A 13,349-nucleotide genomic window follows, 5' to 3' on the forward strand; every position below is an offset into this window, starting at 1 on the left:
CAAGCACGGTTTTGAAGACCAACGGGGTTGGTGACAACCTCGTTGAGTTTAATGATGACCCAACAATCTTAAATTGGGCAGCAGCGAGCGATCGCATAATCCTCACTCATGACCGTGCAACGATGCCAGATTTCGCTTACGAGCGATTGTTAAAGGGAGAGCAAATGTTGGGTTTGTTCGTAGTCAACGATCGGATGCCGATTAGACAAGCAATTGACGAATTACTGCTGCTGGTTAATTACAGCGATCAGTTGGAGTGGAAAGGGATTGTCCTATATTTGCCCTTATGAAACAATACGGTTCAGTTAAGGCTAAAATCCTTTGTCAAATTCAATTTTTTTAACGAACCACAGAGGCACAGAGGACACCGAGAGAAGAAAGAAATGCTTAACCCAAGCGTATTGCCTTATGAAATATAAACCAATACCGTTCAGTTAGGTCAAAAATCAGTAGCCAAAATCCACATTTCTGGGAGAACACACTCATGAACCTTTCAGAACTCTTCATCCGTCGTCCAGTCATGACCACCTTGGTAATGATGGGTATTCTTATCTTCGGTCTCATGAGTTATCTACTATTACCCATCAGTGCCCTACCCAACGTTGAATATCCTTTTATTTCTGTCTCTGCTAGTCTCCCTGGTGCTACCCCAGAAACAATGGCATCTTCAGTCGCCGCACCCCTAGAAAGACAGTTTACCGAAATTGCCGGACTAAATTCATTCAATTCCACCAGTTCAACTGGTAGCACCAACATCTCCCTACAATTTGATTTTAGCCGCAGAGTGGAAGATGCCGCCAAAGATGTACAGGCAGCCATCTCCGCAGCAGCCGGACAACTGCCCGCCGGAATGCCTCACCCCCCTACATACCGCAAAGTTAACCCATCTGTCTCACCGATTCTCTTTCTCTATATGTATTCTGAGACACAACCAATCTCGACAGTAGATGAATACGCGGAGGTAACAATTGGTCAGCCAATCTCAATGATTGATGGTGTTGCTCAGGTACAGGTTTTTGGTCAACAGCAATATGCAGTCCGCGTCCAAGTTGACCCGCGAGAGTTGGCATCGCGGGGAATTGGTCTAAATCAGGTAAAAACTGCAATTCAACAGGGAAATGTCAACTTGCCAATCGGCAGTCTCTCTGACACTTACAAAAGTTATACGATTCAGGCGAACGGTCAACTCACCGATGCTGCCAGCTATCGCCAGCTAATTGTAACTTACAAGAATGGTGCGCCCGTGCGGCTCCAGGATTTGGGGCAGGTGATTGACAGTGAACAAAACGTCAAAGTCTCGAATTTGTATAGCGATGACAAGGTGACAAACCGCCATTCTGTTGTTCTCGCTGTACAGCCGCAGCCAGGAGCTAACACGGTAAATATTGTTGATGCAATTCAGAAACTTTTACCTACACTCCGCGAACAAGTTCCCAAATCCATTGAGATGGGGATTATGTACGATCGCTCCCAAACTATCCGAGCCTCTGTCAATGATGTGAAATTTACCTTGGTTCTCTCGGTTTGTCTAGTTGTCTTGGTGATTTTCTTATTCTTGCGTGACATAACAGCTACCCTAATTCCCAGTTTGGCGCTACCTGTAGCCATCATTGGCACTTTTGCTGTCATGTATCTGTCGGGCTTCTCCTTAGACAACCTCTCACTCATGGCGTTGACCCTTTCAGTGGGCTTTGTCGTGGATGATGCGATCGTTGTGTTGGAAAATATCGTCCGTTATCGAGAAATGGGCGAATCTCCGCTAAACGCGGCATTGAAGGGATCAAAGGAAATTAGCTTCACCATTTTGTCAATGACCCTTTCCCTAGTGGCGGTGTTCATTCCGATCATGTTCATGAGTGGAATAATCGGTAAATTATTTCATGAATTTGCCGTGACGATCGCTGTGGCAATTTTGGTTTCGGGTTTTGTTTCCCTCAGTCTCACCCCCATGTTGTGCAGTCGCTTTCTAGGTTCACATCAGCAAAGACCAAATCTGCTGTATCGAGTCTCAGAACGGGCATTTGATTTACTACTGCAAGGATATGATTGGACGCTCAAGCCTGTATTAAAATACCGCCTAATGACACTCATTGGTTCTGGCATTCTGCTGGTAATGACCGTCTATTTGTTCGTCATCGTTCCCAAAGGATTTATTCCTACTGAAGACACCGGACAACTGATGGCGAACACGAAAGGAGCGCAAGATATTTCTTTTGATGATATGCGGCGTCACCAGCAAAAGGTTGTTGACATCATTCGTAAAGACCCCAATATTGAAGCAGTTGACTCGATTGTGGGTGCAAGTGGGCCGAATGCATCAGTCAACTCCGGGCGAATTACGATTCGGCTCAAGCCGCGTTCTCAACGTCAACTGAGTGCTGACGAAATCATTCAAGAGTTAACCCCCAAGTTGAGACGTGTAGTTGGGGTTAAGACATTCCTCCGCTCTCCGCCAGCTATTCCCATCGGCGGTCAACAAACTAATTCTACTTATCAGTTCACATTGCAGAGCTTGAATTTACAGGACCTGCGCCAATACGTTCCTAAACTTGTAGATAAAGTCAAAACCTTACCAGGACTCCGGGACGTTGATAGCGATTTACAACTGAGCACTCCCCAAATCCAAGTCAAATTTGACCACAACAAAGCCGCAACCCTTGGAATTACCGCCCAACAAGTTGAACAAACCCTCAGCGCTGCCTATGGTTCCAGCCAGGTTTCTACTATCTATACCCCAAATGACCAATTCTATGTAATCTTGGAAGTAAAACCGGAATTTCAACGAGATCCTAGCGCCCTGTCGATGCTCTATGTGCAATCGAGTACTGGGAAACTTGTTCCCCTGAGTGCGATCGCTAATATCACTCAAAATGTCGGCCCCCTTACCGTTACTCACGTTGCTCAACTCCCCTCTGCAACTATCTCTTTTGACACCCTCCCAGGAACGTCTCTCAGTCAAGCTACTGATGCTATCAAGCAAGCAGCCAGTGAGGTGCTACCCTCAACAATTACTCCCAGCTTTCAGGGTTCAGCCCAAACCTTCCAACAGTCCTTCAATGATTTAGGTGCGCTGTTGTTGGTGTCTATTTTAGTCATCTACCTGATTCTCGGTATCCTCTATGAAGATTTCATTCACCCAATCACCATTCTTTCCGGTCTACCTTCGGCGGGTTTTGGCGCATTACTGACACTGCTGATTTTCCAGGTTGATTTAAATCTTTACTCTTTCATCGGCATCATCCTGCTAGTGGGCATCGTCAAGAAAAACGGTATTATGCTGGTGGACTTTGCAATTGAAGCGCAACGAAAGGAAGGTAAAAATTCTTTTGATGCCATCTATACCGCTTGCTTGACTCGCTTCCGTCCAATTATGATGACGACGATGGCAGCTTTAATTGGGACACTCCCCATTGCTTTGGGGACAGGAGTAGGTTCAGAAGCGCGTCGTCCTTTAGGAATTGCGATCGTTGGTGGATTGCTGTTCTCTCAGATATTGACTCTCTATCTGACTCCAGTGTTTTACATTTATATGGAGGCGTGGCGGAAAAAGCTGAGTAGGCAAAATCAGAAAGCTGAAAAAAAGTATCTGCCAGCAGTTAAAAGTTAATGATAGTTTTTGGTAAAACCGAGCATGAGTAAAGCGATCGCTTTGCTTGACTTTATCCATTTTTCCCTTTCGGTGATCACAAAGGTATGCGATCGCTAAAAGATGCAGGCGATTAAAATTACGAACGCAGACATATTAACAATTCAAAATTCAAAATTAAAGACATTTTCATACCATTTCTTTGTGAGGCTGCGCCAAACCCTCTTAACTTCTTCTTTCTTTGTGTCCTTTGCGTCCAACTCTTACGAGACGCTGCGCGAATGCAGTTCGTTTTTTTTCTTGTATTTAAGTATGGTTTAGCGCATCTTCATACAGAATTGGTATCAGACGGGGATTTAAACCCCGACTGAAACTGACGCTAAGTGTAGACGTAGGGGTCTTATATCATGTCCGGCTAATTAGTTATAATTCCCTTTCTCTATGCAGAAAACCCAAAAACCCATCCCCTCTGCCCCTCTGCGGTCTTAATGATAAGTCTTTAACCGGACATGATATTAAACCCCTTGATTTACGATCAAATTTAGCCAACAACACCTGCAAACTATCCGCACCCATGTCAAAAGTTGAGAAACAAAACCCAACATTTACTCTATGCTAGAAGTAATACCAATTCTCTAAAATAAGGCAACAGATGTAAGCAGGGATTGCCTTGCTGCATCTAAATTTCTCAATTGCGAATTGGTATAATTGATTGAGCAATCGAATGCGAGGTGCTTAATGATCAGAGAATGGTAATTACGATTAAATTACTACAAAGTTCTTTTCAGTTAGTATTACACCACCAGATAGTTGTGCAAATTTTACCTGAGTAAATGTACCTGCACTGCCATCAAGGTCAAAATACAACGCACCTGTAATATTGTCATAGATAAATCGTTGATTGCTTGTTGTTGCAGATGTTCCGATGGTAAACTGACTTGTCTTAAGTGAAGGTGTTGACAACTTGCCATCAAAACCATAAGTCGATACCTGAATCAGTTCATTAGTGGCGTTGAAGTCATAAATATTATCAACGCCTTCATTGTAACTATCGAAAACAAAGGTATCAGTACCAGCTCCTCCAATTAGGCTATCATTACCATTGCCACCTATGAGAGAGTCATTGCCATTGCCACCTGTGAGGAGATTCTTACCAGAGCCGCCAAAGACGGAGATATAATCATTGCCATCGCCTCCAAAGAGCAGGTTATCGCCTGTTGAATCGTTAGCATTCAAGTAATCATTTCCTGCACCTCCGTTGAGGGTGTTATTACCAGACGAGCGAGAGTCGTTGGAGTCGTTGGAGTTGTAGCTGTAGTAGTCACCAGAAAGGTCAAGCTCATCATTACCATCGCCCCCAGAGAGCAGGTTATCACCTGTTAAACCGCCAGCCCTCAAGCGATCGTCACCCTCACCTCCTTCTAGGGTGTTATTGCCCTCTGATCGGGAGTCGTTGGAGTCGCCGTAGTCGTAGCTGTAAGAGCCAATAAGGTAAAGAGTATCATTGCCATTGCCACCAGAGAGCAGGTTATCGCCTTTTGAACCGCTAGCATTCAAGGTATCGTCACCTACACCTCCGTTTATGGTGTTATTCCCCAAGGAGCGAGAGTCGTAGGAGTAGCCGGGGAAAACAGAGCCAGAAAACTTAAAAAAGCCAGAGATGTCAAGCTCATCATTGCCATCACCCCCAGAGAGCAGGTTATCGCCTGTTGAACCGCTAGCATTCAAGCGATCGTCACCAGTACCACCGTCAAGAATATCATTGCCTGTAGTGCTAATGAGAGTATCATTTCCCACACCGCCAATGAGAATATCATTTCCTGCACCACCTCTCAAAAGGTCGTTACCACTTTTGCCGTCGATGATGTCGTCACCCCCTTGACCATTAATGACATCATTGGAGTTGTCAAAACCCGTAATGTTATTATCAAGCTCATTGAGGAAGGTAACAGTGTTCCTATTGAACAAGCTAGTTTGAGTGGAATTAGGATCAAACACATCAAAGCTGTCAACGATGCTGATTTGCCCATCAAACAGGATATTGCCAATAGCTGGCCGTGAAGAAGTTGCTGGCAGATTATCCAGGTTTTCTAACTTGAAGTTTTGCAGAATGACTTTGCTGTCATTACCAAAACCTTCAAAGGTAATTTCTAAGTTGTTACCATTTTGAGTTAATTGCAGATTTTGAGCAGTGAAGAGACTACCTGTACTAGAGAAACTACCTGTAAATTGCAAGGTGTCTGAAGAAGCAATCACAGTTTCTGAGGGATTTGAGCCTTTACCTACTGCACCGAAATCGGTGATCAGATGAATACCGTCGCCAGAGTTGTAAACAAATTTATCATTGCCAGCACCACCAGTTAAAGTGTTGTCATCACTCCCACCAGTTAGGATATCATTACCTGCATTGCCAATAATCGTATCTTTGCCATAGCCCCCAGATAGTGTATCGTTACTACCATTGCCAACAATCAAGTCATCGTAATATGTACCTGAGATATTTAATCGCTCTATATTCTTGTAGTCAACACGATTTGTGCCTGCCGTAATTGAGCCAATGTTAGTAGTGGCATTAAATGTCGTTGTTATACTTCCTGTAGAATTGCTGTAATCAACAGACAACACATCGTCACCGGCTCCCCCATCTATGGTATCTTTGCCACCATAGCCCGTAGAAAGCGTATCGTTTTCACTGTTGCCTACAATCAAGTCATCGTAAGATGTACCTGAGATATTTAATTGTTCGATATTCTTATAGTCAACACGATTTGTGCCTGCCGTAATTGAGCCAATGTTAGTAGTGGCATTGAATGTTGTTGTGATACCCCCAGCAGGATTGCTGTACCTGTAATCGACGGACAACACATCGTCACCCTTAGCTCCATCTATGGTATCTTTACCATCAGTCCCCGCAGAGAGTGTATCATTGCCATTGCTCCCCACAATAAAATCATCGTAGATAGTACCTGAGATATTTAATACTTCGATATTGTTGTAGCTAAGCCGATACGTACCCGCCGTAATTAAGCTAATGTTAGTAATAGGATTGAAAGTCGTTGTGATACCCCCTGTAGCAAACGTGTAATCGACGGATAACAAATCATCACCCTTACCCCCATCTACCGTTTGAGTCACTAAATCAGAGGTGAGAGTATCTAAAATTGTGAAGTCTAGATACAAGGAATCATTGCCATCGCCCCCAGAGAATAAGTTATTCCCTGTGTAATACTCAACACGCAATGTATCGTCACCAGCGCCACCGTTGAGGGTGTTATTACCTGAAGAAGGGTAATAAGAGTCTTGACCGCTATAGGAGATAAGATCGCCAGAAATGGAGAGAGAATCATTGCCATCGCCTCCAGAGAGCAAGTTATTGCCTGTTGAATTGCCAGCATTCAAGGTATCGTTACCAACGCCACCGTTGAGGGTGTTATTTCCTGATGAGCTAAAATTAGGCTCCCCTCTATAAGTAGTAATGCCAGAGGTGGAGAGAGAATCATTGCCATCGCCACCAGAGAGTAAGTTATTGCCTGATGGAGATTGAGCATTCAAGGTATCGTCACCAGCACCACCTTCTAGCGTGTTATTGCTTGAGGAGGCGAAATAGATGTAGGGGCTAACGCTGCTATAAACATTAGAGGTGTAAAGATCATCATTACCATCCCCCCCAGAGAGTAAGTTATTGCCTGATGAAGCCCCACCCCTCAAGGTATCGTTACCAGTGCCACCATTGAGGGTGTTATCGCCTGTTGAAAATTCGACATTTAAGATATCATTGCCCGCACCACCAACGAGAGTATCATTGCCTGTGAGGGAGTCATTCCCGACACCACCAATGAGAGCATCATCCCCGACACCACCAATGAGGGAGTCATTACCCGCACCACCTCTCAAAATGTCGTTCCCACTCAAGCCGTCAATGATGTCATCACCCCCCTGACCATTAATCACATCATCTGAGTTGTCAAAGCCGTTAACATTATTGTTGAGGTCGTTAAGAAAAGTGACTGTGTTCAAGTTGAAGAGAGTACTTTGGCTAGAGTTAGCATTGAAGACATCAAAGCTATCTGTGATGGTAGTTTGCCCATCAAACAGGATATTCCCCAAGTTTACAGTGGCTCCTGTAGATTTGCTCAAGTTTTCCAGGTTTTCCAGGGCAAAGTTTTGTAGGATGACTTTTGTACCAAGAAACCTCGTTTCATAAGCATCCCCTTCAAAGTTGATTTCCAGATTGTTGCCATTCTGGGTTAGCAGCAAATTTTGGGCAGTGAAGCTATCATTGCCTTGGAAATTTAGGGTGTCTACTTCGGCAATGACTGCTGCTGTTGGATTTGTCCCTTTATCTACGCCACCAAAATCGGTGATGATGTCAGTATTGTTGCTGCCGTAGTAGTACTCGTAAACAAATTTATCCTTGCCGCCTCCACCAATCAAGGTGTCGTTGCCAGAGAAAGATGTGATAGTATCGTTGCCTGCAAGACCCTTAATCGTGTCCGCCTCGTTGCTGCCCACTAGAGTATCATTACCGTTGGTTCCAATAATATTTGCCATAACTTTTACCTACCTAAATCGATTTTTTCAGTAACTTCAGTCGATCGCCTACGGTTTTTGCTAGTCTACGCCTTGGTTAACTTATACTATGATCGAGAGAGAGCGATCGCCAATGAAATTAGGATGAGTGCTGCTAAAATTGCTTGGTCATTACGTACCATTTTCAATTCACCAGAAGCTACTGCTTCACTTCGAGGAATAAACCAGCAAGAAGCCCACTCGCGCAGAGTTCTAGAGTACTGTGTAGATGGATGTTTACAGTCTGTCTTAGATGAATACGCTCATATCTTACGTGAGTCTTTGGGCTTGCTTAACAAAGATAGTATATATGTATGATGCGTGAATCCTAATTATTTTCTTAAATACTAGATTTATGGATTCTTCTCAAATTGAAACAGGTGCGCCTCTTTCTATAGAAATTGCTCAGATTGCCTCACCATCAACAACACTCTCTCCTACCTCAACATTCAGCCCTCGTATTTCTAAAGATGCTATTCGCACCAGTTTGAGAGCTTCTACTGCTGATGGTATTTTCGCAGCAGTTTTCTCTATTGGTACTGGCGGAATTTTGCTAGGTAATTTCTTAGTGGGGTTGGATGCCAGTCCAGTGGTATTTGGCATGGTGAGTTCTATCCCCATGTTAGTGAATCTCTTTCAGCCGATGGGTGCTTATTTGTCTGAACGCAGCACTAGCCGCTTTCAGTATTCGCTTCGCACTCATGGGATTGGTCGGCTACTATGGCTGATTTTAGTAATTGGCATTCTTAGCTTTAGTTGGGGAGGGCTGAATTCCAACCAATTAGTGATATTGTCGCTTTTGATTCTCGTATGCAGCCATTTTTTAGGAGGACTAGGAGCCGCATCTTGGTTGAGTTGGATGGCAATGTTAGTCCCACGGCAATTACGAGGTAGATATTTCGGGCTACGCAATAGCCTTGCCAACTTAACCGAGTTGGTCGGTTTGCCAATAGTCGGTCTAGCTGTATCACATTGGTACGGGGGGCCTATCCAAGGTTACGGGGTGATTTTGCTCTTAGGCATTATCTTTGGAATTGTGAGCTTGGGGTGTCAGTATTTCCAGGTAGATATAAATCCCCAATTACAAAATACTTATTATGCTAACTCATCTCAAACTAGTGAGATTCAGCCAGACTCAGCACCAAAAGAACCTGGTGAGATATCTGAACCAATCTCTCTGCCGCAAATGCCAACTCCTCAAAACCAGATAGATAGCAGCATTTGGAAAAACTCTAATTTTTTGGTGTTTCTACTTTATTTCGGCTCATGGACGTTTGCTGTTAATCTGAGTGCCCCGTTTTTTAACCTCTACTTGCTAGATACGCTGAACTTGGATGTGAGTTGGGTAACTTTCTATAACAGTCTGCGAGCAGGGGCACACATGCTGATGCTCATCGTCTGGGGTAGATTAGCAGATAAAATAGGCAATCGTCCGATTCTAATTTCTACTGGAATTCTAATTGCAGTCATACCCTGGCTGTGGCTGAAGATGGGTTCTAGTCCTCTCGATCTCTGGCTATGGTTGCCGCTGTTACACATTTTTATTGGAGCTAATTGGGGAGGAGTTGACTTGTGTAACAACAATCTCCAGATAGAGATTGCACCAGTAAAAAATCAGTCTATCTATTTTGCCACAGCAGCAGCTGTTGCTGGAGCAAGTGGTGCTTTAGGAGCAACTATCGGTGGCTTCATCGCTCAATTTGCTGGGTCTTTTGGCATAGCAGAAGTATTTATTGTATCAGGTGTATTACGATTAGCTTCACTTGTGCCACTCATTGTTAAAAAAGATTTGGGTAGCTAAAATGAAATTTCTTTGTTACGGATATCAACAAAGAATGTTGAACTCAACCTGTAGATTTATCTATCTACAGGAAGAACTGCTAACTTACATCTTTACTTTACAGTAAGAAAGATTTATAACATAGTGACCAAGTTAATGTCAGTAAAGCAGATTATAGAAATCTGTTATTACATAAATCTGACTTTATTCGTTTTTTCGTAATGCTTAAGGTAGACAGATCAAAAATCACCACCCAACAAGTTGAAGCTTTCGAGCGAGACGGTGTTATCTGCGTCAAAAATGTTTTGGATAACATCTGGGTAAAACGGATGCGAACAGCCGTTGACAAGAATGTATTAATCCCTGGCCCTTTAGAAGTTAAGGGCATCCCCAGATCAGAAGGTCATGTGGAACATGCCAGTAGCTTATGGCTTACTGATGCCGATTTCCGTGCTTTGGCTTTTGAATCTCCGCTAGCAGCGCTTGCTGCTCAAGTCTTGAAATCAGAAAAACTGAACTTTTTAACTGATGGTTTCTTTGTTAAAAAGCCGAAAGCAAACAGCCGTGTCGGCTGGCATAACGACCTACCTTACTGGCCCATACAAGGCTGGCAGTGTTGTAAAATTTGGCTGGCTTTAGATAGTGTCAACCAAGAAAATGGTCGATTAGAGTATATCAAAGCTTCCCATCGATGGGGCAAAGAGTTACGTGAAGGATCAAACCCCTCCTGGTTTACACAGCCAGAACCTCACGAAATTTTGTCTTGGGATATGGAGCCTGGAGATTGCTTGGTTCATCATTTTCTGACAATTCATCATTCAGTAACCAATATATCTTCCACACAACGACGTGCAGTAGTCACTAATTGGACTGGCGATGATGTTACTTACTGTCACCGCGCGAAAGCATGGCCTTTCAGACCTGTTGAAGAAATTGATTTACCAGAATTGAATTCATTCAAAGCCAAAAAACCTGGTGAGCCGATAGACTGCGATATATTTCCTAGAGTAGAACTGCATCGCTAGTTGGAAATTGCTACTACTGTATCAAGTTTAAATTGATCGATAAGCAAGTTTGTGGTAAGGATTTTAGTCCTTATTTTTTCAACACTAAAGTGCTTACTACAAACTTTTCATTACTAGCTTGACAAAATTTAAAGTCTTTTTCCTGAAGGGGTGACAAAGGGGCTAAAGCCAAGGAAATATAAGAGTGTGACCGTTTTGGGGTAAAAAAAGATAGGTCAGGTATTCTCAACAAGACCTATCAAATGATAATGTTACCTAAATTCTACCAAAACTGCTTTCAGAATCTACTGACACCCACACAGTACAAGATGTTGGAAATCTTGCTGATGCTGTTGCAATTTCATAAAACTGTGACGATTGAGAAGTTGGCAACAGTATTTCCCCAACCAATAAAATTTGAAAGTCGGCGGCGGAGTATACAAAGATTTTTATTGTTGCCGCAGTTATCAATTCAATACCTCTGGTTTCCATTAATCAAACGATGGGTAAAAAACAGCCGACCACCTTTAAAGAAACAACTGATATTTGCCAAAGATAGAACCCAGTGGCGCTGTGAAAATGTGTTCGTAATTAGTTTGATTGAACAAAAAAGAGCAATCCCTGTTTACTGGCTATTGTTACCAAAAAAAGGATGTAGCAATCTGGGTGAGCAGAAAAAGTTAATTCGACCATTGTTGCGATTATTTAAGGGATATCAAATCTTGGTGCTAGGTGATAGGGAGTTTCATAGTATAAAATTAGCGAATTGGTTACATTACAAGGGAATTGACTTTGTACTGCGTCAAAAACAAGGTACTTATATTCGACAAGAAAATCAATCATATCAACGGTTACAATCTTTAGGATTAAATCCGGGGATTTCTTTCTTTTTAGAGGGGATTCAAGCTACTAAACAGAAGGGTTTTGCTAAATTTAATATTGCTGGATATTACAAGCGTAAATATCGGGGAAAAGTTGAGCCTACTGGCTGGTTTTTACTGACTAATCTTGATAATCTTTCAAAGGCTATTAAAGTATTTAAGTTACGAAGTGGCATTGAAGCAATGTTCAAAGATTGCAAGACTGGTGGCTATAATCTCGAATCTACTTCTGCTGATGGTCAACGGTTAATGGCACTGATTTTACTAATTGCTATTGCCTATACTTGTGCTATTTTAGCTGGTCGTAATTCTCGCTCATTAGGAATGCAAAAATATGTTGGTCGTCTAAAAGAATTACGGCGATTACATCGCCGACACAGCGCCTTTTGGGTTGGTTTATATGGTCAATTATGGGTAGGGGCGATGGAGTTTTGGGCTGATTTAGCTCATGATTTGATGCGCTTAAAGCCCAGCAAACTCCCCCATTTTCAACAAGGACTACGTGCTATGTCTCTTATCCAGTCTGCTTTGTAGCTTCTTTGTCACCCCGTCAGGTCTTTTTCCTTCTAGGAGAGAGATTTTTTAGATACCGTGAAAAGTCAGCTAGGATGTAATTCTATCAAGTTCATTAAGAATGTTGCTATCTATATCAATGTCAAATTTGCGAGCGAAGTGAGCAGATGATGCGAGTAAATTTGGCAAGTCTTCCATAAGCAATGTTTTGGGATGACAGCCTCCATCTGACCAATCGATATAGCGTCGTCGGTCGTTTTGCAGCTTCAGATGAGATGCATTAGCAAGTACAGTTTGAAAATACGACTCATCTGCATACTTAAGCTTACTATAGTACAAGGTTAACGCATTTTTCTTGCTGTGAAAATCGATAATGTACTTAGCAGCTTTGCTATTGGCACAAAACCATTGACTTCCACTGAAACAAGCAAGTTTTTTGGAAAAAGGAAGGAATGGTTTTGCTAATAGCGGATGTTCTAAGCATATCTCTAGATTTAGATGCGCTGAGTATTTTTTTGAGTAATGAAAAGAAAACGACTTTGTACAGTATCGTTGATAAGAATTTTTCAGCCACAACATATTCGGTCTGACATCAGATTTATAAGTTTTATATGTGATTTGCTCATACTGAATATAAGCATCATATTGACTTGAGGCTAGATCGTCCAATATTTGCTTTGCAGTTTTAATGGGATAGTCTGCGCCACTGAGTAATACAAACCAATCCGGTGGATTTGGAACCTCATACATTAATCGAAGTGCTTGTATTGTAGCTTCTACTAAAGTAAAATCTGCCCACTTTGTTTGTAGATGAGGGCGTACTAATAAAACATTCTTTGATAGAGCATCTACAGATAAATCAGATTTTGAGAAATCATGATGACACACAATTTGAGGATAGTTAAACATACTATTTAACTTATTTATTAGTCTATAAATTTGTAGAGGTTTTGTATGAGTTAGTAAAATAAAACCTATCGGATTTCTGGGGGAGTTAGACATTTGCTTAAATTGTA

At 42.4% G+C, this 13,349-nt stretch carries 8 protein-coding genes; 6 read left to right on the plus strand and 2 right to left on the minus strand.

Going from position 1 to position 13,349, the window contains the following annotated elements:
- Window positions 1–290, plus strand: a 290-nt coding sequence (locus HWQ40_RS04175) for a hypothetical protein (RefSeq protein ID WP_292775136.1), incomplete at its 5' end; no start/stop codon positions are given.
- A 194-nt stretch (window positions 291–484) separates the two neighbouring features.
- Entirely contained in the window at window positions 485–3,607 is a 3,123-nt protein-coding gene (locus tag HWQ40_RS04180; protein WP_292775137.1) for an efflux RND transporter permease subunit, read from the plus strand.
- A gap of 741 nt (window positions 3,608–4,348) precedes the next feature.
- On the opposite strand, the gene HWQ40_RS04185 is transcribed toward HWQ40_RS04180, so the two are convergent.
- Entirely contained in the window at window positions 4,349–8,137 is a 3,789-nt protein-coding gene (locus HWQ40_RS04185) for a calcium-binding protein (protein ID WP_292775138.1), read from the minus strand.
- Between the two features lie 72 nt (window positions 8,138–8,209).
- On the opposite strand from HWQ40_RS04185, the gene HWQ40_RS04190 reads away from it, so the two are divergent.
- The 4 genes from HWQ40_RS04190 to HWQ40_RS04205 all read left to right on the plus strand — a co-directional run bounded on the left by HWQ40_RS04190 (window position 8,210) and on the right by HWQ40_RS04205 (window position 12,354).
- On the plus strand, window positions 8,210–8,473 hold the full coding sequence (locus HWQ40_RS04190) for a hypothetical protein (protein WP_292775139.1): 264 nt from the start codon (window positions 8,210–8,212) through the stop codon (window positions 8,471–8,473).
- A gap of 37 nt (window positions 8,474–8,510) precedes the next feature.
- Window positions 8,511–9,956 carry an MFS transporter gene (locus HWQ40_RS04195; protein ID WP_292775140.1) on the plus strand — a complete coding sequence of 482 codons (1,446 nt, stop codon included), beginning with the start codon at window positions 8,511–8,513 and terminating at the stop codon, window positions 9,954–9,956.
- Between the two features lie 200 nt (window positions 9,957–10,156).
- A complete protein-coding gene (locus tag HWQ40_RS04200; protein ID WP_292775141.1) occupies window positions 10,157–10,960 on the plus strand; it encodes a phytanoyl-CoA dioxygenase family protein in 804 nt (267 codons plus the stop codon).
- A 308-nt stretch (window positions 10,961–11,268) separates the two neighbouring features.
- Window positions 11,269–12,354 carry an IS4 family transposase gene (locus HWQ40_RS04205; RefSeq protein ID WP_292775142.1) on the plus strand — a complete coding sequence of 362 codons (1,086 nt, stop codon included), beginning with the start codon at window positions 11,269–11,271 and terminating at the stop codon, window positions 12,352–12,354.
- Window positions 12,355–12,423: 69 nt separating this feature from the next.
- On the opposite strand, the gene HWQ40_RS04210 is transcribed toward HWQ40_RS04205, so the two are convergent.
- Window positions 12,424–13,335, minus strand: a complete 912-nt coding sequence (locus HWQ40_RS04210) for a beta-1,6-N-acetylglucosaminyltransferase (protein WP_334982041.1) — start codon at window positions 13,333–13,335, stop codon at window positions 12,424–12,426.
- Between the last annotated feature and the right edge of the window lie 14 nt (window positions 13,336–13,349).

The sequence above is a fragment of the Nostoc sp. NMS9 genome (genome assembly GCF_017114995.1).
Lineage (GTDB): Bacteria > Cyanobacteriota > Cyanobacteriia > Cyanobacteriales > Nostocaceae > Nostoc.

Coding starts and splice junctions, on each gene's coding strand:
- HWQ40_RS04205 (WP_292775142.1), top strand. CDS start 11,269: ATGTTGGAAATCTTGCTGATGCTGTTGCAATTTCATAAAACTGTGACG.
- HWQ40_RS04185 (WP_292775138.1), bottom strand. CDS start 8,137: ATGGCAAATATTATTGGAACCAACGGTAATGATACTCTAGTGGGCAGC.
- HWQ40_RS04195 (WP_292775140.1), top strand. CDS start 8,511: ATGGATTCTTCTCAAATTGAAACAGGTGCGCCTCTTTCTATAGAAATT.
- HWQ40_RS04200 (WP_292775141.1), top strand. CDS start 10,157: ATGCTTAAGGTAGACAGATCAAAAATCACCACCCAACAAGTTGAAGCT.
- HWQ40_RS04180 (WP_292775137.1), top strand. CDS start 485: ATGAACCTTTCAGAACTCTTCATCCGTCGTCCAGTCATGACCACCTTG.
- HWQ40_RS04210 (WP_334982041.1), bottom strand. CDS start 13,335: ATGTCTAACTCCCCCAGAAATCCGATAGGTTTTATTTTACTAACTCAT.